General features: G+C 65.5%; 21 protein-coding genes. 6 read left to right on the top strand and 15 right to left on the bottom strand.

Annotation, left to right across the window (positions count from 1 at the left end):
- Window positions 1–231: 231 nt before the first annotated feature.
- From APT59_RS15435 to APT59_RS15425, 3 genes are read left to right on the top strand one after another with little or no spacing between them, the layout of a single operon-like run.
- Window positions 232–1,527, top strand: coding sequence for an MFS transporter (locus APT59_RS15435; protein WP_059315662.1), 1,296 nt, complete (start codon window positions 232–234; stop codon window positions 1,525–1,527).
- Window positions 1,528–1,543: 16 nt separating this feature from the next.
- Complete coding sequence (locus tag APT59_RS15430; protein ID WP_059315661.1) at window positions 1,544–2,773, top strand: Zn-dependent hydrolase; 1,230 nt, start codon at window positions 1,544–1,546, stop codon at window positions 2,771–2,773.
- Window position 2,774: 1 nt separating this feature from the next.
- Entirely contained in the window at window positions 2,775–3,794 is a 1,020-nt protein-coding gene (locus tag APT59_RS15425; RefSeq protein ID WP_059315660.1) for a histone deacetylase family protein, read from the top strand.
- Between the two features lie 38 nt (window positions 3,795–3,832).
- On the opposite strand, the gene APT59_RS15420 is transcribed toward APT59_RS15425, so the two are convergent.
- The 8 genes from APT59_RS15420 to APT59_RS15385 all read right to left on the bottom strand — a co-directional run bounded on the left by APT59_RS15420 (window position 3,833) and on the right by APT59_RS15385 (window position 10,782).
- Complete coding sequence (locus APT59_RS15420) at window positions 3,833–4,180, bottom strand: cupin domain-containing protein (protein WP_059315659.1); 348 nt, start codon at window positions 4,178–4,180, stop codon at window positions 3,833–3,835.
- 102 nt (window positions 4,181–4,282) lie between these two features.
- The gene (locus APT59_RS15415; RefSeq protein WP_059315658.1) at window positions 4,283–5,311 is read right to left on the bottom strand and encodes an ABC transporter substrate-binding protein; all 1,029 of its coding nucleotides are present in this window, start codon (window positions 5,309–5,311) and stop codon (window positions 4,283–4,285) included.
- On the bottom strand, window positions 5,302–6,438 hold the full coding sequence (locus tag APT59_RS15410) for an NAD(P)/FAD-dependent oxidoreductase (protein ID WP_059315657.1): 1,137 nt from the start codon (window positions 6,436–6,438) through the stop codon (window positions 5,302–5,304). The genes APT59_RS15415 and APT59_RS15410 overlap by 10 nt, the downstream gene beginning before the upstream one ends.
- Window positions 6,435–7,796 (bottom strand): NAD(P)/FAD-dependent oxidoreductase, encoded by a 1,362-nt coding sequence (locus APT59_RS15405; protein ID WP_059315656.1) that lies wholly within the window; start codon window positions 7,794–7,796, stop codon window positions 6,435–6,437. Before APT59_RS15405 ends, APT59_RS15410 begins: the two co-directional genes overlap by 4 nt.
- On the bottom strand, window positions 7,793–8,083 hold the full coding sequence (locus APT59_RS15400; protein ID WP_059316922.1) for a (2Fe-2S)-binding protein: 291 nt from the start codon (window positions 8,081–8,083) through the stop codon (window positions 7,793–7,795). The genes APT59_RS15405 and APT59_RS15400 overlap by 4 nt, the downstream gene beginning before the upstream one ends.
- Window positions 8,084–8,100: 17 nt before the next feature.
- Window positions 8,101–8,895 (bottom strand): ABC transporter permease, encoded by a 795-nt coding sequence (locus tag APT59_RS15395; protein WP_059315655.1) that lies wholly within the window; start codon window positions 8,893–8,895, stop codon window positions 8,101–8,103.
- A 4-nt stretch (window positions 8,896–8,899) separates the two neighbouring features.
- Complete coding sequence (locus APT59_RS15390) at window positions 8,900–9,766, bottom strand: ABC transporter permease (RefSeq protein ID WP_059315654.1); 867 nt, start codon at window positions 9,764–9,766, stop codon at window positions 8,900–8,902.
- On the bottom strand, window positions 9,763–10,782 hold the full coding sequence (locus APT59_RS15385; RefSeq protein WP_059315653.1) for an ABC transporter ATP-binding protein: 1,020 nt from the start codon (window positions 10,780–10,782) through the stop codon (window positions 9,763–9,765). Before APT59_RS15385 ends, APT59_RS15390 begins: the two co-directional genes overlap by 4 nt.
- Window positions 10,783–11,021: 239 nt before the next feature.
- On the opposite strand from APT59_RS15385, the gene APT59_RS15380 reads away from it, so the two are divergent.
- Window positions 11,022–11,852 (top strand): IclR family transcriptional regulator, encoded by an 831-nt coding sequence (locus tag APT59_RS15380; RefSeq protein WP_059315652.1) that lies wholly within the window; start codon window positions 11,022–11,024, stop codon window positions 11,850–11,852.
- A gap of 179 nt (window positions 11,853–12,031) precedes the next feature.
- On the opposite strand, the gene APT59_RS15375 is transcribed toward APT59_RS15380, so the two are convergent.
- Window positions 12,032–12,499, bottom strand: coding sequence for an RNA methyltransferase (locus tag APT59_RS15375; RefSeq protein WP_059226744.1), 468 nt, complete (start codon window positions 12,497–12,499; stop codon window positions 12,032–12,034).
- 98 nt (window positions 12,500–12,597) lie between these two features.
- Here APT59_RS15375 and APT59_RS15370 point away from each other — a divergent pair, with 98 nt between their 5' ends.
- Complete coding sequence (locus APT59_RS15370) at window positions 12,598–13,341, top strand: class I SAM-dependent DNA methyltransferase (RefSeq protein ID WP_059315651.1); 744 nt, start codon at window positions 12,598–12,600, stop codon at window positions 13,339–13,341.
- Here the strand turns inward: APT59_RS15370 and APT59_RS15365 are convergent.
- Entirely contained in the window at window positions 13,338–14,096 is a 759-nt protein-coding gene (locus APT59_RS15365; protein ID WP_059315650.1) for an SDR family NAD(P)-dependent oxidoreductase, read from the bottom strand. The two genes, APT59_RS15370 and APT59_RS15365, sit on opposite strands and share 4 nt — an antisense overlap.
- A 176-nt stretch (window positions 14,097–14,272) precedes the next feature.
- Here APT59_RS15365 and APT59_RS15360 point away from each other — a divergent pair, with 176 nt between their 5' ends.
- Window positions 14,273–15,148, top strand: a complete 876-nt coding sequence (locus APT59_RS15360; RefSeq protein ID WP_059315649.1) for a LysR family transcriptional regulator — start codon at window positions 14,273–14,275, stop codon at window positions 15,146–15,148.
- 116 nt (window positions 15,149–15,264) lie between these two features.
- On the opposite strand, the gene APT59_RS22460 is transcribed toward APT59_RS15360, so the two are convergent.
- The 5 genes from APT59_RS22460 to APT59_RS15340 all read right to left on the bottom strand — a co-directional run bounded on the left by APT59_RS22460 (window position 15,265) and on the right by APT59_RS15340 (window position 20,156).
- The gene (locus APT59_RS22460; protein ID WP_156428966.1) at window positions 15,265–15,681 is read right to left on the bottom strand and encodes a hypothetical protein; all 417 of its coding nucleotides are present in this window, start codon (window positions 15,679–15,681) and stop codon (window positions 15,265–15,267) included.
- Window positions 15,682–15,768: 87 nt separating this feature from the next.
- A complete protein-coding gene (locus APT59_RS15355) occupies window positions 15,769–16,242 on the bottom strand; it encodes a GNAT family N-acetyltransferase (RefSeq protein WP_059315648.1) in 474 nt (157 codons plus the stop codon).
- A 48-nt stretch (window positions 16,243–16,290) separates the two neighbouring features.
- On the bottom strand, window positions 16,291–17,424 hold the full coding sequence (locus APT59_RS15350) for a sensor domain-containing diguanylate cyclase (protein ID WP_059315647.1): 1,134 nt from the start codon (window positions 17,422–17,424) through the stop codon (window positions 16,291–16,293).
- Window positions 17,425–17,616: 192 nt separating this feature from the next.
- On the bottom strand, window positions 17,617–18,663 hold the full coding sequence (locus tag APT59_RS15345) for a hypothetical protein (protein ID WP_059315646.1): 1,047 nt from the start codon (window positions 18,661–18,663) through the stop codon (window positions 17,617–17,619).
- Window positions 18,664–18,905: 242 nt separating this feature from the next.
- On the bottom strand, window positions 18,906–20,156 hold the full coding sequence (locus tag APT59_RS15340; RefSeq protein WP_059315645.1) for a ribonucleotide-diphosphate reductase subunit beta: 1,251 nt from the start codon (window positions 20,154–20,156) through the stop codon (window positions 18,906–18,908).
- Between the last annotated feature and the right edge of the window lie 119 nt (window positions 20,157–20,275).

Raw genomic sequence — 20,275 nt, 5'->3', positions numbered from 1 at the left:
TAGAAAATTGACTAATCTTAGCCCGCCAAGGGATAACGACGTCAAGGCGTCCTAGAACGCTCCTGCATCCCTTTTCCCCTCCTGCCCAACAAGAACGACATCCCAGGAGTGCTGCGTCCATGTCTCCCTGACCGCTCCGGCCCATCGCCCTCTGGGCGTTCGACCGTCCAGTCCGCTTCGTCCGCGCCCCTCGGCGCCCCTCTTTTCGGTAGTCGATAGGAGCACCCCTGCATGCCGTCCACTTCGCCTCGTCGCCAACCCCGGCGCGCCGCCGCGGCAGCCTTCGTCGGTACCACCATCGAGTGGTACGACTACTACATCTTCGCCACCGCTGCCGCGCTGGTCTTCGGCCAGCTGTTCTTTCCTTCCGATGATCGCCTGCTGAGCACCCTGGCCGCCTTCGGTACCTTTGCCGTCGGTTTCTTCGCCCGGCCTCTGGGTGGCCTGGTGTTCGGCCACATCGGCGACCGCATCGGCCGCAAGAAATCCCTCATCGTCACCCTGCTGATGATGGGTGTGGTGACGATACTCATCGGGGTGCTGCCGACCTACAGCCAGGCCGGGGTCTGGGCGCCGATCCTGCTGATCCTGCTGCGGGTGGTGCAGGGCATCGCCGTGGGCGGCGAATGGGGTGGTGCCGTCCTGATGGCGGGCGAACACGCACCCAAGGGGCGGCGCACCTTCTTCGCGTCCTTCGCCCAGTGGGGCAGCCCGGCTGGGTTGATCCTGTCGATCCTGGCCTTTCGCAGTGTCACTAGCCTGCCGGAAGAGGACCTGCTCAGTTGGGGCTGGCGCCTGCCGTTCCTGGCCAGCGCGCTGCTCCTGGTGGTCGGCCTGGCCATTCGCCTGGGCGTGGACGAGTCCCCCGAGTTCGCGGAGATGAAGGGGCGCCAGGAGACGGTCAAGGCACCGGCGGCAGAGGTGTTGCGCACCGCCTGGCGGCCGCTGCTGCTGTGCATCGGCGCCAATACCCTGGGCATCGCCGGGGTCTATTTCACCAACACCTTCATGCTCAGCTACACCACCCAGGTGCTGGAGCTGTCGCGCTCGCTGATCCTCGACTGCCTGCTGTTCGTCGCGCTCATCCAGTTCCTGGTCCAGCCGCTGGCCGCGCTGCTCGCCGAGCGCCTGGGCAGCGCGCGTTTCCTGCTGCTGATCTCCGCCCTGGCCATGGCCTCGCCCTATCCGATGTTCGTGCTGGTCAAGACCGGCTCGGCGCCGCTGATCGTGCTGGGGATCGCCCTGGCGGCGGCCTGCATGGCGTCTTTCTATGCGGTGATCGCCGGCTTCGTCAGCGGCGTCTTCGCCACCCGGGTGCGCTATACGGCGATTTCCCTGGCCTACCAGATCTGTGGCGCCATCGCCGGTGGCCTGACCCCCATGGTCGGCACCCTGCTGGCGCACCGCTTCACGGGCGAGTGGTGGCCGCTGGCGGTCTTCTACTCCCTGCTGGCGGGCCTCTCGTTCCTGTGTGTGGCGGCCCTGGCCCGCCGCCGGGAGGCCACCGCCCATGTCACTCCCGCCTGATCACGAGGAACACAGCATGTATCGAATCGACGGTGAACGCCTCTGGCAAAGCCTGGCCGCCATGGCCGAGGTAGGCCCCGGTGAGGCCGGTGGCAGCAGCCGCTTGGCGCTGAGCGAGGAGGATCGCCAGGGACGGGCCCTGTTCGGCCAATGGTGCGAGGCTGCCGGCCTGAGCCTGGCGGTGGATCGCATCGGCAACCTGTTCGCCCGCCGGCCGGGTCGCGATGCCCAGGCCGCACCGGTGGTCATGGGCAGCCATCTGGACACCCAGCCCAAGGGCGGCCGCTTCGATGGCGTCTATGGCGTGCTCGCCGGGCTGGAGGTGATGCGCAGCTTGAACGATGCGGACATCCAGACCGACCGGCCGCTGGAACTCGCCGTCTGGACCAACGAGGAGGGCGCTCGCTTCACCCCCGCCATGCTGGGATCCGCGGTCTTCACCGGGCAACTGCCCCTGGCCGATGCCCTGGCGACCTGCGACCGCGACGGCATCTCCGTGGCCGCCAGCCTGGAGCGTACCGGTTATGCCGGTGACCTGCCCCTGGGTCGGCCCTTCGACGCCTACTTCGAGGCGCACATCGAGCAGGGCCCGGTGCTGGAAGACGCGGGTGTCCCTATCGGTGTGGTGACCGGCGGCCAGGCGATCTGCTGGCTCGACATCCGTGTTCAGGGGACCGCCGCTCACGCCGGCACCACGCCGATGGCCAGGCGCCGGGATGCCCTGTTCGGTGTCGGCCGGATGCTGGCGGCCCTGGAGGCGCTGGCGCCTCGTTTCGCCGAGGGGCTGGTTACCTGCGGGCAGCTGGAGGTCGCGCGCTCCTCGCGCAACACCATCGCCGGCGACGTGCATTTCACCCTGGACCTGCGGCATCCCCAGGACCAGCCGCTGGCCGCCATGGAAGCGGCCGCGCGCGAATGCCTGGCCACCGTGGCCGACGAGCGCGGCTTGTCGCTGAATGTCCAGCGGCATTGGCTGAGTCCTGCTACCCCCTTCGCCGCCGATTGCGTCGCCGCTGTGCGCAATGCAGTCCAGGCGTTGGGCTATCCCTACCGCGACATCATCAGCGGCGCCGGTCACGACGCCATCCACCTGGCCAGGCACTGCCCCACCGCTATGATTTTCATCCCCTGCGCCGGCGGTCTGAGTCACAACGAGGCCGAATCGGCCACCTTCGAGGACGTCCGCCGTGGCGCCGACGTCCTGTTCAATGCGGTGCTGGCTCGCGCCGGCCACCAGGAGAGATGACGTGAAGACCTTCTTCCATCCCGACCAGCGTCTGCATCACCCACGCAGCTACCTGTCCCGCGGCCAGATGCGCACGCCCCAGGAGGTGCCGGCTCGCCTCGATGCCCTGCTCGCGGCGGTGGAGCGCCTGGGCTATCCCCTCGAACAGCCGGTGGATCATGGCCGCGAGCCGCTGCATGCGGTGCACGGCGAAGCCTATGTGACCTACCTGGAAAACGCCTACCACGACTGGCATCAGGTGCCCGAGGACTGGGGTGACGAGGTGATGTCGAACATCTACATTCGCGAAGGCAATCCGTTGCGCGGCATCCTCGGCCAGACCGCCCGCTACCTGGCCGATGGCAGTTGTCCGATCGGCGCCCAGACCTGGGCTGCCGTCTATGGCTCCGCCCAGAGCGCGGTGGCGGCGGCGCGCTGCGTGCGTGACGGCGAGCCGGCCGCCTATGCGCTGTGTCGCCCGCCAGGCCACCATGCCCGGGCCGAGGCGGCCGGTGGTTTCTGCTACCTGAACGGAGCGGCCATCGCCGCCCAGGAGCTACGGACGCGCTTTGCCCGGGTCGCCATCCTGGATACCGACATGCACCACGGTCAGGGCATCCAGGAAATCTTCTACGAGCGCGACGACGTCTTCTACCTGTCGATCCACGGCGATCCGACCAACTTCTATCCGGTGGTGGCCGGCTTCGCCGACGAGCATGGCAGTGGGCAGGGCGAAGGCTGCAACCTCAACCTGCCGATGCCCCATGGCGCCTCCGAGGCCGACTTCTTCGCCCGGCTGGATGAGGCCGAGGCGGCGCTGCGTCTGTGGGCGCCGGACGTGCTGGTGCTGTCCCTGGGTTTCGACATCTACGAGAAGGACCCGCAATCCAAGGTGGCGGTGAGTCAGGCAGGCTTCGGCCGGCTGGGGGAAAGGATCAAGGCCCTGGGGCTGCCCACGGTGATCGTGCAGGAGGGTGGTTACGACCTGGAAACCCTGAGCGACAACGCCGAGCGCTTCTTCCGTGGCTTCGACGGTCGCTGAGTCCTGGGCCCCGGCAGCGGTGCCGGGGCCTGGCAGGATCAGGCGAAGACGAAGTACTTGCGTACCGTCTCGACCACTTCCCAGGTGCCCTTCAAGCCGGGCTCGACGACGAAGATGTCGCCGGCTTTCAGGTGGATGGGTTCCTGGCCATCGGGGGTGATGATGCAGTAGCCCTCCTGGAAGTGGCAGTACTCCCACTTCACGTAGTCGACGCGCCACTTGCCGGGGGTGCAGATCCAGGTGCCCATGATCTTGCTGCCGTCATCGGAGGTATAGGCATTGAGGTTGACGGTATGGGGATCGCCTTCGATGCGCTCCCATTTGCAGGCATCGACCACGGGCATGGGTTGGGTATCGCGCAGAACGGTGATGGGCGGGTTGGCCATGGCGGCTCTCCTGGTGATGGAAGCCGCCAAGGGTGAGGGGTCGCCCCGGACCGGAGTTGTCCAGGGTCGACCTCTAGCGGTGCGTTTGCGCTATCCGACCGACTAGCGCTCCACCTGCCGGTTCCAACGGGCGTTCCACTGCGGCCGTACCTTGTTGACCTCGTCCCAGTCGATGGTCACGGCGGTCTTCAGGTAGTTCTGCATGGCATCCACCTGGCCGCGGGTCTTGTCGGTGGTGGGGGTATTGGGGTTGGACGGGATCTGGTCACCCAGTTCCAGCGCCGGCGCCTGGGCCTCGGGGGTCAGCAGGTACTCAGCCAGCTGCTGGGCCAGCTCCGGCTGGTCGTTGTTGGCGGTCACGCATTCGGCCACGTTGAGTACCACGGCGCCTTCCTTGGGCGGCGCGTATTCCACCGGGATACCCTTGAGCTTGAGCGCGGTGACCTGGGTGGGCGTCAGCGGGAACAGCGCCGCCTCGTCGGTCTGCACCATCTCCGAGAGCTTGGCCGAGCTGGGGATGTACTCCAGCACATTGGGGCCTACGGTGGTGGGCCAGGCCTTGAAGCCGGGGTCGACGTCCTGCTCGGTGCCGCCCTTGAGGCGGTTGAACATCAGGAAGCCATGCAGCCCGAAGGTGGACGAGGACAGCGACTGGAACACCACCTTGCCCTTGTACTTGGGATCGGCGAGGTCCGCCCAGGAGGTCGGCGCCGCCCAGCCTTTTTCCTTGAACAGCCGGCTGTTGTAGGCAAGCCCTGTCACGCCCAGGCTGACGGCGGCCGCCTGGTCCTTGATCTTGGCCTTGTCGGGGATCTGCGCCAGGCTCGCGCTGGGCTTGAGCGGACTGCACAGATTCATGCCGATGGCGCGGTACATGATGCCGTCGTCGAGAAACATCACATGGATCGGCGGCTTCTGTGGACTGGCCTGGACCTTGGCGAGGATGTCCGCCGAGGTACCGGGCACGATCACCACCTTGACGTTGTGCGCCTTCTCGAAGGCGGGCAGCACGCTGTCGGCATAGAGGCGCTCCATGGTGCCGCCGTTCATGCCGAGGTAGAGCGTCGGTTCGGCCACGGCGGCCAGGGGCAGGCCGGCGAGGGCCACGAGCAGGGCAGGGGTCAGGCGCATGATTGGGAACTCCTGGGCTGGGAAGGGAAACGGGCGATGGAAAAGGCCTGCAGGCTGTGCCGGGGCGCACCCTGCAGGATGCACTCGGCCAGGGCTTCGCCAGCCGCCGGCCCGATCTGGAAGCCCGCGCCGGCAAAGCCGAAGCCGTGCAGCAGGCCGGGGGTGGTAAGACTGGGGCCGAGCACTGGCTGGTGATCGGGCAGATAACCCTCGACGCCGCTCCAGGTGCGGATGGCCTGGGCGCCAGTGAGAGCCGGATAGAGTTCGGCGGCGTTTCTCAGGATGTCGAGGATGGCCAACTGGCCGGGGCGGGCGCGGTCGGCGTCGAGGGCGAAGCCACGCCCACCGCCTAGTACGCAATTGCCCCGGGCCACTTGGCGGGCATAGATGCCGCCGCCTTCCACGCCGGTGCTGGCGGTCATGAAGGGCGGCAGCGGTTCGGTCACCAGCATGGCCGGATGGGCCGCGGTGAGGGGCACTGGCTCGCCGAAGCGGGCGGCCAGCTCCGCTGCCCAGGCGCCCGCGCAATTCAGCAGCCAGGGCGCGCTCAAGGTCAGGCCGCTGTCGGTGCGGAGCTGGAAGCGCTGGCCGTCGTGCTCGACCGCGGTCACGGCGGTCCGTTCGAGGATTCGGGCGCCCGCGCGGGCGGCCGCCTGGGCGAAGGCCGGCGAGACCAGCCGTGGATTGGCGTGGCCATCCTCCGGGCAAAAGGAGGCGCCCACGGCGATGTCGCCGACCCAGGGAAAGCGGCGACGCAATTCGCCGCGGTCGAGCAGTTGCAGATCGAGGTCGAAGCCCTGGCTGGCCTGGGCATAGGCCTGCAGGGAGGCGAAGTCGGTCTCGCTGCGGGCCAGCTTGAGGTGGCCGGATCTGAGGTATTCGCCATCGGTACCCAGCAGGTCCTGCAGACCGCCCCAGATCTGATGGGCACGGCTGGACAGCGGCAATTGCACCAGCGGCCGGCCCTGGCGGCGCACCCCGCCGTAGTTGACGCCACTGGCCTGGGCGCCGCAGAAGTTGCGCTCCAGCAGGGCGACGCGCTGGCCGCCCTGGGCCAGGAACAGCGCCGCGCTGCTGCCGACGATACCGCCGCCGATGATCAGCACATCCACGTCCAGCCGGCTCATGGCGCCAGCTCCACGCCAAAGGGCAGCGGCTTGATTGGCGCCTGGGCGCGCAACCGGCCGATCTGGTCCAGCGGCCGACCACTGGCGCAGGCGATCAGCTCGGCCGCTGCCGCGCCGCAGAGGCGGCCCTGGCAGCGGCCCATGCCGACCCGGCAGGTGGCCTTGACCCTGTTGATCTCCCAGTGCCCCTGATCCACCGCAGCGCGGATCTCGCCGGCGCTGACCTGCTCGCAGCGGCACACCATCAGCTCATCCGGCGCCTTGGCGGCCCAGTCCGCGGGGAAGGGGAAGGCGCGCTCCAGGCCCTGGCGAAAGACCTCGAAGCGGATCAGGCGTGCCTGCAAGGCGTCGACCCGCGTCGCGTCCACCGCCAGGCCGCGATCAGCCAGCAGGCTCAAGGCGGCCAGCTCGCCGGCCAGTTCGGCGGCGTCGGCGCCCTGGATACCGGCGCCGTCGCCGGCCAGGTAGACCCCGGCCTGGCTACTGCGGCCGCCGTTGTCCCGCACCGGTAGCCAGGCGCGATTGAGCGGATTCCAGGCGAACTCGCAGCCCAGCAGATCGGCCAGTTGGGTCTCACTGCGCAGCGTCTGGCCGAAGCCGAGAGCATCACATTCCAGCCGATGCGCTTCGCCATCGGCAGTGCGCCAGCGAACGGCCTCCACGCGGCGTTCGCCTTCGACGGCAAGGAGTTCAGCGCCCTGGTGCACGGGCACGCCGTGCAGCGCCAGCCAGCTGCGGTAATAGAGGCCCTTGGCGAAGGTGGCCGGCTGGCCGAGCAGCGCCGGGGTAGCTGCGGCCTGGTCGCGGAAAGGCGCGCTGTCCAGCACGGCCAGCGGCTTGGCCCCGGCCTTGGCGTATTGATAGGCCACCAGGTAGAGCAGCGGGCCCGTCCCGGCCAGCACTGGACGGCTACCGATGGCGCAGCCCTGGAACTTGAGCGCCACCTGGGCGGCGCCCAGGCTGTAGACGCCGGGCAGCGTCCAGCCCGGCACCGGCAGGATGCGGTCGGTGGCACCGGTGGCAACGATGACCTGCTCGAAGGTCAGGCGATCGACGTAGCGGCCCTGGCTCAGGGTATCCAGGGCGCTTTGCTCGGCATTCCACACCAGGGTGTCGGGGCGATAGTCCAGCGCCGTCTGCACCTCGGTCAAAGCACTGTGCAGCGCCTGGGCCTTGCCGGCTTCGAAGCCATAGAGCGCCTTGAACGGGCGGCGGAAGTTGACCGGTTGCTGGCGATAGATCTGGCCGCCGCCACGGGCGCTCTCATCCATCAGCACCGGTCTCAGGCCATGGGCGACCAGGGTCTGGGCCGCACGTATGCCCGCTGGTCCTGCGCCCACCACCACGACGGCGCTCACAGCGGCCGCCCCGGGTCGCGACTGACCGCCTGGCCCGCTTCGAGAAAGGTGGCGCAGGCGCGCACCCGGCGGCCGTCGGCCAGGCGCACCCAGCAATCCTGGCAGGCACCCATCAGGCAGAAGCCGGCACGAGGTTCGCCGCCGAAGTCACTGCCGCGCAGGTGGTCGCTCTGGGTGAGGATGGCGGTCAGCAGGGTGTCGCCTTCCAGGCCCTCGGCCGGCTGGCCGTCGAGGGTGAAGGCCAGGGTAGGGCGGTCGCCTTCGGTTACCCGCGTGAGCAGTGCCATGGAGGGGTCTCGGCTGTTCATTGTTTACCCACCAGTACGCGATCCAGGCCATAGATACGGTCGAGCAGGATCATGGTGGCCGCGGTCAGGGCGATCACCAGGGCCGACACCGCCGCCATCATCGGGTCGATGGATTCGGTGGCGTAGACGTACATCCGCACCGGCAGGGTCTGGGTCGCCGGCGAGGTGACGAAGATCGACAGGGTCACCTCGTCGAAACTGTTGATGAAGGCCAGCAGCCAGCCGCCGGCCACCCCGGGCAGGATCATCGGCAGGGTGATGCGGCAGAACAGCGTGGTGCGACTGGCGCCCAGGCTCTCGGCGGCCTGCTCGGCGCTGCGGTCGATGCCGATGGCGGCGGCGATCACCAGGCGCAGCACATAAGGGGTGATCACCACCACGTGGGCCAGCACCAGCCAGCTGAAGCTGCCGTTCACCCCCAGCAGGGCGAACAGCCGCAGCATGGCCACGCCCAGCACCAGGTGCGGGATGATGATGGGCGAAAGGAACAGGCCGTTGAGAAAGCCCTGGCCGGGAAAGCGGTAGCGGGTGATGGCCAGCCCGGCCGGCACCGCCACCAGCGTCGCCAGGGTGGCCGACAGCGCCGCCAGCTGCAGGCTGTTGTAGAAGGCGGTAAGGAAATCCGCCCGCTCGAACACGGCGGCGAACCAGCGCAGCGAGAAGCCCGAGGTGGGCAGGCTGAGGGTGTTCTCCGGGGTGAAGGCCACCAGGCAGACCACCACCAGGGGCGCCAGCATGAAGACCATCACCAGGGTATGGAAGGCGAGCCCGAGCGGGCCGTTGCGGGTCATGAGGTCAGACTCCCAGGGCACGTTTGTAGCGGCGTTCCACCAGGCGATTCCAGCCCAGCATCACCAGCAGGTTGAGCAGCAGCAGGGCCACCGCCAGGGTGGCGCCCATCGGCCAGTTCAGCTCGGCCAGGTACTGGTCGTAGATCAGGGTGGCGACCATCTTCAGCCGGCGTCCGCCCAGCAGACCGGGGATGGCGAAGGAGCTGGCGGCCAGGCCGAAGACGATCAGCGTTCCCGACAGCACCCCGGGCATCACCTGGGGCAGCACGATGCGCCGCAGCACCGTCAGGTGACTGGCGCCCAGGGATAGCGCGGCCTGTTCGGCGGCGGGATCGAGTTTCTGCAGCGAGGTCCACACCGGGATGATCATGAAGGGCAGCATCACGTGGACCAGGCCGACGATCACTGCGAAGGGGGTGTAGAGCAGCTTCAGCGGCCGCCCGCCCAGGGCCACGATGGCCTGGTTGACCAGTCCGTCGGCGCCCAGCAGCAGACTCCAGCCGAAGGCGCGCACCACCACCGAGATCAAGAGCGGTGTCAGCACCAGGATCAGGAAGATCGAGCGCCAGGGCGCACCCATGCGACTGAGGACGATGGCCTCCGGTACCCCGATCAGCACGCAGAGCAGGGTGACCAGGGCGCTGATCCAGAAGGTGCGCAGGAAGATCTCGTAGAAATAGGGATCGCCCAGCAGATTGAGGTAGTGGGCGAGGGTGTAGCTGCCTTCCTTGACCCCGGTTTCGTAGTCGAAGACGTTGAAGGAGAGCACCAGGGTCAGCGCCAGGGGCGCCAGCAGCAGCCCGGCGAACAGCACCAGGGCCGGGGCACTGAGCAGATAGGCGCGACCGGTGCCGCGCAGCAGGGTGCTCATGCCGCCGCCTCCGCGGCTTCCAGTCGGCGCAGCAGCCTGTCGTCCCAATGCAGGCCAACGTTCTGGCCTTCATCCAGCGGCGGTTGCCCATCGTTGCTGCGCAATACCGACACCTCGCCCAGCGTTGTCTCCAGCCGATACAGCCACTGGCTGCCGAGAAAGAAACGGGTCAGCACCCGACCTTGCAGGCGACCTTCACCGGCGGGGCGCAGCTCGATCTTTTCCGGGCGCAGCGAGATCGCCAGGGCGCCACCGGCGGCGATCTGCGGTTGGCCCTGGGCGTCCAGGGTGCCGGGCAGCAGGTTGGCCTTGCCGACGAAGTCGGAGATGAATCTGTTGCGCGGGTGTTCGTAGAGGCGATAGGGCACATCCACCTGGGTGATACGCCCGGCCTCCATCACCACCACCCGGTCGCTGATGGACAGCGCCTCGGACTGGTCATGGGTCACCATCAGGGTGGTGATGCCCACCTCGCGCTGGATGCGGCGGATCTCGAACTGCATCTCCTCGCGCAGATGAGCGTCCAGGTTGGACAGCGGCTCGTCCAGCAAGAGCACCGGTGGTGCTATCACCAGCGCCCGCGCCAGGGCCACCCGTTGGCGCTGACCGCCGGAGAGTTCGCGCGGATAACGCTCGGCATGCGGTCCCAGATGCACCAGCGCCAGGGCCTCTTCGACCCGCCACGCCAGCTCCGTGCCCGCCACCTTGCGCATGCGCAGGCCGAAGGCCACGTTGTCGCGAACGGTCATATGCGGAAACAGCGCATAGCTCTGGAATACCACCCCGAGACCCCGACTGGCCGGCTTGGCCTGGGTGATGTCCTGGCCATCAAGAAGGATGCGCCCGCTGCTGACGTCGACGAAGCCGGCGATCATCTGCAGGGTGGTGGTCTTGCCGCAGCCGGAGGGACCGAGCAGGGAAACGAATTCGCCGCGCTCGATGGCCAGGGTCGAACCGGCCACTGCGTAGCTGTCGCCGTAGCGCTTGCTGAGGTTGTCGAGAGTCAGGAAAGCCATGGCCGCAATGCTCCTCCAGTCACGCCCACACGGATGGCGGGCAGGGTTGTGGCAGGGCGAAAGACAGCCTGGAAATGGGACGTTGGCGCTCGCTCGATTGGCGGCGTCCGGTGATTGTGAGTATCGCCCTATGGACCTGAAGGTAAGGGCGACCTAGGATGCCGGACAAGCAGGTTTTTCATTGATTGAACTCTTTTTTCAGATTTATTCATTCAGTGAAATTTTCAGGTAATAGATAGATGTCAGATTCCACTGAAAGAAATATGGGTTCTACCGAAGTGGGTGTCGGTGTCATCAGCCGGGTATTCGCCGTGGTGCGTGCCCTAGGCGAAGGAGACCCCGAGGGCGAAAAGGTCACCCGCCTGGCCGAGCGCGTGGGCCTGTCGCAACCCACCACCCACCGGCTGCTGCGCGGCCTGGTGGAGGAGGGCATGGTGGAACAGTGCGCCCGCAGCAAGAGATACCGGTTGAGCCTGGACTTCTTCGCCCTGGCGGCTAGCGCTGGGCAGGTAGGCAACCTGCGCGACCTGGCGCGACCGAGTCTGCTGCGGCTGTCGGCGTCCCTGGGGGATTCGCTGTTCCTGCTGGCGCGCAGCGGCTTCGACGCCATGTGCCTGGACCGCAGCGAAGGGCCCTATCCGATCCGCACCTTCACCGGCGACATCGGTGGCCGTGTGCCCCTGGGTGGCGGCCAGGGCGCCCTGGCGATCCTGGCCTTCCTGCCCGAGGAAGAGCGCGAAGAGGTGATCCGCTACAACCTGCCGCGGCTGCGCGACGCTCATCATTACGACGAGGTGCTCCTGCGCGCCGAGATCGACAACGTCCGCCAGCAGGGCTATGCCGCGCGCAACACCGGAGTGCTGGCCGGCATGGCGGGCCTCGCCGTGCCCATCCTCGACCGCAATGGCCGGGCGGTGGCGGCCCTGAGCGTGGGCACCCTGAGCGAACGCCTCAACCCCCAACGCCTGCCCACGGTGATCGAACTGCTCAGGCGCGAAGCCGGGGTGATCGCCGCGCGCATCAACCCCTTCGATCCGGTCTTGCGCCGGCCGACCCAGGGGTTTGGCTGAAAGGGGTTAGAGCCTGTTCAAAGTCTCGCGAGCTAGAGAAAAACAAGGCCTAGGCGGCCCCACGAAAATAGCTGAGGAAGCGGACCGGGCTCGCGCGCGAGTTTACGAATGGTAAATGAGCATTCCGAAGCCATTTTCAACGCAGTTTGGCCGACGCGCAGCAGGCTTTGAATAGGCTCTTAGAACAGCGGACCGGAGCGGGTGTTATTACCCTTCGCCAGACGGTCATAGAGCACCACATTGACCGTGGCCGCCAGATTCATGCAGCCCTGAGTGGGGATGTACACCACGTCTTCGCACCAGTCGCGCAGTTCCTGGCTCAGGGACCCGTCCTCTGAGCCGAACAGATAGAGGGCGCGATCGGGATGGGTGTACTCGGGCAGCGGCCGGGCGCCGTCGACCAGCTCCACCGCCACCGGCACGCACCCCAGCGGCAGGATGCGGCGCAGGTCGTCGATGTTGATCAGCGGGATGTCCTGGTGGACCTTCTTGGTGTCGGTGACGAAGTCCTTGGCGCGGTCGTAGCGGGTGCCGGTATAGAACACCGAGGCCACCCCGTAGCAACCCGCCGCCCTCATGATGGACCCGACGTTGGACGGCGACTTGGGGTTGCTCAGGCCAATGCAGGCGTATCTCTTGTTGCTCACGTCAGGAGAACTCTCAGGAAAACCGCCAGTATAAGGCGTCGAAGGTCGCAGAAACCGACTAAGATGCGCGCCCGCGTCTCCAGCCCCGAGCCCCTGCGATGTCAGCCACCGCCCTCTACACCGACCTGTCGGCCTACTACGACCTGCTTTGCGCCGACATCGACTATCGGGCCCAGAGCCAGGCGGTGCTGCGCCTGCAGCGGCTGTTCGGCAACGGCGGCGGCCGTCATCTGGATCTCGCCTGCGGCACCGGCCCCCATGTGCGGCATTTCCTCGATGCCGGCTTCCAGAGCAGCGGGCTGGACCTCAATCCGCCGATGCTGGCCCAGGCCGCGCTGCGTTGCCCGGAGGCGGAGTTTTCCTGCCAGGACATGTGCAGCTTCACGCTGGAGCAGCCGGTCGATCTGATCACCTGCTTTCTCTACTCCTTGCACTACAGCGGCAGCCTCGCACGGCTCCAGGCCTGCCTGGCGCAGGTCCAGACGGCCCTGACCCCCGGCGGCCTGTTCTGCTTCAACGCCGTGGACAAGCGCCGCATCGACAATGCCTCCAGCGTCGGCCACAGCGTCGAGCGGGCCGATGGCCACTTCAGCTTCGCCTCCGCCTGGCACTACCCAGGCGAGGGCGAGCACCAGAAGCTCCGCCTGCGCATCGAACGCCGCCACGCCGGCGAGCAGCAGACCTGGCAGGACGAGCACCCCATGGTGGCGGTGGATTTCCCCGAACTGCTGGCCCTGCTGGAGCCGCAGTTCGACGTCCAGATGCTGGAGCACGACTACCAGCGCATCGAACCCTGGGCCGGCGAGGCAGGTAACGCGCTGTTTGTCTGCGTCAAACGCTAGTGGGCATGGGCGTGCATCCCGCCATCCACCGCGATCACATCGCCAGTGAGGTAGCGCGCCAGCGGTGAGGCGAGAAAGGCCACCACCTGGCCCACGTCTTCCGGCTCGCCGAAATAGCCGATGGGAATGTGACGAGCGATAAAGGCCTGGCGCGCCTCGGGCGTCGGATGCAGCCGCTGCAGGATCTGCTCGGAATTGATCCGCCCCGGCGCGATGGTGTTGACCGTGATGCCTTCGGCCGCCAGCTGACTCGCCAGCCCCTTGGACCAGAACTGGATCGCCGCCTTGGCCGTCCCGGCGCCGTTCACGTCCCGTGGCTCCATGCTGCCGCTGAAATTGACGATGCGTCCCCAGCGTCGTTCGCGCATTCCACCCAGCAGCGCCTGGGTCAGGCGGCGCGTTGCAGTGAAGTTCAGGGCCCAAGCCTCGTCCCAGGCCGCATCGTCCGCCGTCACTGAAAGCGGTCGTGTGCCGCCGGCGTTATTGACCAGAATGTCCACCCGGCCCAGCCCTTCCTCCGCTTCCCGCGCCAGACGCTGGACGTCTTCGGCGTCGGTGATATCCGCCACGATCACCAGCGGCCGGGCATGACCCGCCGCGGCAATCTCTTCGGCCAGTTCTTCCAGGGCATCCCGCCGCCGCGCGGTGATCGCCAGCCGAACGCCTTCGGCTGCCAGGACGCGGGCGATGCCAGTGCCTATGCCCATGCTGGCACCGGTCACCAGGGCAGTACGGTCGTGCAGTTGCAGATCCATGATCAATTCTCCACTTCAGGGTCGTAGGGTGGAAAACGGCGCAGCCTTTTCCACGCGTTTGGCCGAGCGCAGCGAAGCCCAACACTCCACCACCTCATCCACACCACTAGCCTCACCCAACACCCAAATGAGATAAACGCCCTCCCAGTGCGAGGATTCCTTAGCAGGAGTGTGGAATGGATCTGCTCGACAGCATGCAGGTGTTCGTCGCCGTGGTGGAGCGCGGCAGCCTGGCCGCAGCGGCCCAGGCGCAAGGCATCTCGCCGACCATGGCCGGCAATCACCTGCGCCGCCTGGAAAGGCGCCTGGGCCTGCAACTGCTGGTACGCACCACCCGGCGCCAGCGCCTGACCGCCTTTGGCGAGGGCTACTACGCCCGCTGCCGCGAGATCCTCGCCTTGGTCGCCGACACCGACCGCCAGGCCGAAACCCAGCGCCTGGCGCCCGCCGGCATCCTGCGCGTGTCGGCGCCGGTGTCCTTCGGCACCTACGGCCTCACGCCACGGCTGGGCGACTATCTGGCGCGGCATCCTCATGTCACCCTGGATCTGGTGCTGAGCGATCGGGTACAGGATCTGGTGGAGGAGGGCATCGACATCGCCATCCGCATCGGCGAACTGGCCGATTCCTCCCTGGTGGCGCGACCCCTGGCGCCCTATGTGATGTGGTGCTGCGCCGCGCCCGGCTATCTCGCCCAGCGCGGCACCCCCGAGCGACTGGTCGACCTGGAGGCCCACGACTGCCTCGGCATGGACCCTCGCGCCCTGAGCCAGTGGCGCGCCCAGACCGGCACCCCCTTCGGCCCGCTGCCACCCGGCCGCCTGCACCTGAGCAACGGCCCCGCCCTGCGCTTGGCCGCCCTGCAGGGCCTCGGCATCATCCTCCAGCCGGCCTTTCTGCTGCAGGACGACGTCGCCACCGGAAATCTGGTCCGCCTCTTCCAGGGCCAGGAACTCACCCGCCCCCTGACGGCGCTCTATCCCCAGACAAGATGGCGCTCGGTGACGGTGAGGAGCTTCGTGGAATTCCTGTTAACGGAGTTCACCCCGTAGCGTGGAAAACGGCGCCAGCCTTTTCCACTGGCGCCATCAACGCACGACCTTAAAAGCTCTGAGCCAGGCTATGCTGGCACTTACCAATCGCTTATGTTGAAATCAATTAGTCGAGGTTATAGCTTGTCGGCTATTTTCTGTGTTTGAATATCATCTAGATTTGACGTAAAGTTAAAATATTTTACCCGCCATTTTTCTCCATTATAATAAAGTTTCCATGTAAGCAATGCAGGGCCGGTCTTTAGTCCAACTATGTAAGCTTGGGCGATATAGTTTTTGCCATAGTCTACTTGCTTTATCAGTTCGTGAAATTTATAGCCGCCATTTCCTTCCACTACCTTTAGTATCAGGTCGCTTGGAATTTCTCCGGTCTTTCCTGCCCCTTTTTCGATGAAAGAAAAAGCCTCAATTGTCTGTCCTTGCTTTAGTAAGTCAAAGAATTTGTCAGGTATTCCAGAGAAATCTTGAGGAGAAGAATAGGCAGTTTGAGAAATTATAATGGCTAACAGAAAAATCAGTGCGTTCCGTGTCATATGTAGTCCTAGCAAGAAGAGGATGAAATTTGGCAGGGCTAAATTAATGACCTTTTTAGACTGATTCCATTTGTGCAAGACTAGCGGCTATTTAATCCGATAAGTCGCTATGGGCAGAAGCTTCTCTATGAACACACTCAACGGATCGTCCCGATACGCTCCAAAAGGACCACGCCGCCGGTAACCCGCGGACTCATAAAGCCTCAAGGCTTCCGGCTGATAGGGCCCCGTTTCCAGTCGTGCCAATTCACACCCGCGGCCTACCGCTTCACGTTCGAGCTCCGCCAGCAGGCGACCGCCCAGCCCTTGCCCGCGAGCCCTGGAGCTCAAATACATTCGCTTGATCTCGCCATAGTCGTCCTGCAACACCATGGCCCCACAGCCCAGGGCACTGCCGCTGTCATCCCGGACCACCAAGAACAGCACGTTCGGCTGCATGAGCGACGTCAGATCCAGGGCATGACGACTCTCGGGCGGATAGAGGTCGTCCTGATAGGCATCCAGTTCGGCGATCAGGGCGATCACCTCGGGTTGGTCGGGGGATTCGAGGGTGAAGGGCATGGTGGCTCCGGTCAGGCAATCGCCAAAGCCTGAGCCATTAACGCGCCTTCATCCCAGGCTCATCCGCAAGCCATCCCGCCCGCCGCGCTTGGCCTCATAGAGCGCACCATCTCCGCGTTCCAACAGATCCGCCAGGCTTTCCGGCGGCTGATCGAACAGCACGGCGCCGATGCTCAGGGTGACGGGCTCGGGCGTCCGCAAGCGCTGCGCCGCCAGCTGGTTGAAGCGCAGCCTCAGGGTCTCCCCCAGCCGCACGACGTCCGCATCGGCCGCCTCACCCAGCAGCACCACGAATTCATCGCCCCCCAGCCGCGCTGCCAGGGCTTGGCGTGGCAAGGTGCTGCGCAGCAGGTCGCTCAGGGCGATCAACAGGCCGTCACCCGCCGCGTGGCCATGGAGGTCGTTCACCAGCTTGAAGTTGTCCAGGTCGATCAGCAGCAGGGCGCTGGGTCGGGCCGGGGTCGCCTGGCCGAACAGTCGCGGCGCCTCGGCTTCCAGGGCGCGGCGGTTATGCAGACCGGTCAGGGGATCGCTGCCGGCCAGGCGCTCGATATGCTGCTCGCGGCGATAGCGCACCGTGCCGGTCATCGACAGAGCGATCAGCATCACCGCCATCACCCCCTCCACCAGCGAGATCTGGATAATGGCGCCGCGATAGACCGCCAGATCGATCAGGGTGCCGGGGGTGAGCGGTGGGATCATCTTGGCCAGATAGAAGAGGCCATGAATCAGCAGCACCACGCGCAGCTGCCGTTCTCCGGCATTGCGCCGCCGCAGCAGCAGGCTCGCCCGTATCGCCAGGATGCCGATCATGAGCGACTGCACCACCAGCAGCACCTTGGACCACCAGGGCTCATTGGGCAGCAGCAACATTCCTAGCCAGATCGCAGCGAAGGCCCACCAGCCCAGACTCAGGCGCCGCCCGGTGAAGCGCGCCACGCCAAGCAGGAAGAGGCCATGCACCAAGATCAGCAGCCCATTGGCGAACCAGATGCCCACCAGCAGCAGCCCCTGGCTACGCAGCAGCGCCAGGGTGCTACCCACGCAAATCAGGGCGAAACCCGCGCTCCAGTACAGCAGCGCCGACTCGCGCACCGACCGCCACTCGATGGCCAGATAGCCCGCCGCGGCAGCCGCCAGGGCGATGGTAAGGATCAACATGGTGGGGGCATCGAGTGCCATGGGCGAATCGGACCTGTCTGGATACGAAAAGGGCGCTCCCTGCCTTGGGGCGAGCGCCCGCCAAAGCGGAGCCGCACCGCAGTCTTATCGACACGGCAAGCGCGGGCTTGAGGCAGAGGATTGCGCGCCATGATGACGGGCAGATAAAGCTAATTCAAACCTGACCTTTGACTGGCCCAAGTGGCCCACTCGTTACTGGGGTTTCACCAGTGCCCGAATCGCCGTGGCCGGCAACCGCGCCGTGCTGCCATCCGCCAGGTGCAGCACGAAGGCCTCGCCCAACGACCAGACCACCTGTACTTCCTTGAGCACGCACTGGTCATCGGTAGGCAGCACCCTGGCCTGTTCCTTGGCGCAATAAGAGGTATCGAGCACGATGGCCTTGGCCTGGTAATTCCCCAAGCCCAGCGTCTTGACCATGGTCTCGGGCAGGGTGGTGAGCATCCCGCTATAGCCGGCCAGAAAGAGGGCGAAGAACAGCGAAAACATCATCGCCGCCTTCCAGCCGGCGATGAACAGCATGGAAGTCATGGTCGTGACGAAGGCAATGATGAAGGGGGCGATGGCCAGGGCGCCCCACTTGAACAGCGGCTGCCAATCGCTCACCAGTGGATAGGCCTGGGCCAACATCCAGAAGATGAACAGGCCGACGGCCATCGTCGGCAGGTAAGCCTCCCAGACGAACTTCAGGAAGCTGAAGCGGCGCAAGTCGAACAGTCCCTGTATGGCCATGCCCGCCAGTAGCGTGATGGGGATGGGCGCAAGCAAGGCAACGCTGAGGAACAGCTCAGGATCGACGAAGAGAATGGCCGCATCACTGAACCCCGCCAGCAGATAGGGCACGAAGAACACCACCGCCATCAACAGCATGATCTTGCGAAAGCGCCCCTCGCCGCGATAGGGCAGGGCGTAGGTGATGTCTTCCTTGATTGCCGCCGTATTGATGAAGCGGTAATAAACCCAGGCCCCAGGCAGGAACAGCGCGGCAACGAAGGCGCCTATGGTCAGAAAGCCCAGGCAGGCAGCCGCCAGCAACAGCGACGAGAACTGGAAGAGATCGAAGCTGGGATAGAAGTGATTTCGTGCGAAATAGGCCAGGAACATCCCGAAGCCCAAGGTCGGCGGCAGCCCCTTGGCCAGCAGCGACGCATGACGCCGCAGGAAGGTACCGGAGAACTTGAGGATGAAATCGAAGACGGCATCCGTGTCGGTGGCGGGTTGGTCGGTCCAGCGAGGCATGTGCCGTCCTTGAGTACAGTAGCGCTGTGTCGTGAGGTATCAGGCCTACGTAGGGTGAAAAAGGGCGCAGCCTTTTCCGCGTAGGAGCAAAAGCTGACGCTTATAGCCGAATTAAAGCTATTGTCGAAACAGTCTATGGAAAAGCTTCGCACTGTCCGCCCTAAACAATTAAAAGCCCCGCCAAGGCGGGGCTTTTAATTGTTTTCTGAGCAGGCTCTCAACTTGATGGAGAGCTTAGGTAATCAATCCCAGCTCAACGCCCCACCTGTCTGATACTCGATCACACGCGTCTCGAAGAAATTCTTCTCCTTCTTGAGGTCCATGATCTCGCTCATCCAGGGGAAGGGGTTGGTGGCGCCCGGGTATTCTTCCTTGAGGCCGATCTGGGTCAGGCGGCGGTTGGCGATGAATTTGAGGTAGTCCTCCATCATCGCCGCGTTCATGCCCAGCACACCGCGGGGCATGGTGTCGCGGGCGTATTCGATCTCCAGCTGGGTGCCCTGGAGAATCATCTGGGTGGCTTCGTCCTTCATCTGGGCATCCCAGAGGCTCGGGTTCTCGATCTTGATCTGGTTGATCATGTCGATGCCGAAGTTCAGGTGCATGGACTCGTCACGCAGGATGTACTGGAACTGCTCGGCGGTGCCGGTCATCTTGTTGCGGCGACCCATGGAGAGGATCTGGGTGAAGCCGCAATAGAAGAAGATGCCTTCGAGTACGCAGTAGTAGGCGATCAGGTTCTTGAGGAACTGGCGATCAGTCTCCGGGGTGCCGGTCTTGAACTCGGGGTCGGAGATGGAGCGAGTGTACTTCAGGCCCCAGCTCGCCTTTTTCGCGACGCTCGGGATCTCGTGGTACATGTTGAAGATCTCGCCTTCATCCATGCCCAGCGACTCGATGCAGTACTGGTAGGCGTGGGTGTGGATCGCCTCTTCGAAGGCCTGGCGCAGGATGTACTGGCGGCACTCGGGGTTGGTGATCAGGCGGTAGACGGCCAAGACCAGGTTGTTGGCGACCAGGGAGTCGGCGGTGGAGAAGAAGCCGAGGTTGCGCTTGACGATGCGGCGCTCGTCCTCGGTGAGGCCGTCCGCGCTCTTCCAGGTCGCGATGTCGGCGTTCATGTTTACTTCCTGGGGCATCCAGTGGTTGGCGCAACCATCCAGATACTTCTGCCAGGCCCAGTCGTACTTGAAGGGTACGAGCTGGTTGAGGTCGGCGCGGGCGTTGATCATCTGCTTGTCGCCGACGTGCACGCGAGCCGAAGAGCCTTCCAGGTCGTCCAGGCCTTCCTGGATGTCCAGCTCGTTCAACGCGGCCTTGGCGCGGGCCACGGCGTCGGAGTCGTCAGCGGATGGGGCACGGGCGTCGTGGACCAGGGCGTCGCCCTCGGAGTCCAGGCGCTCGGTCTGGGCAGGCGCTTGCTGGCCGGCGGCCTGCGCGGGCTTGGCGGTGGTGGTGTCGTCGTCTTTGTCGAATTCTTCCCAGTTCAGCATGGGGTGTCTCCTGGGTGACTGTGCGGTGGGGGCGGGGCGGCGGGCCCTCACCCTAGCCCTCTCCCGGAGGGAGAGGGGATAAGAGTGGTGCGCGGGTGCGGGATTTGGCCCTCACCCTA

The organism is Pseudomonas oryzihabitans, assembly GCF_001518815.1.
Classification (GTDB): domain Bacteria; phylum Pseudomonadota; class Gammaproteobacteria; order Pseudomonadales; family Pseudomonadaceae; genus Chryseomonas; species Chryseomonas oryzihabitans_E.
The sequence above is the reverse complement of the archived record's forward strand: the minus strand, read 5'-3'. Positions and strand labels throughout refer to the sequence as shown.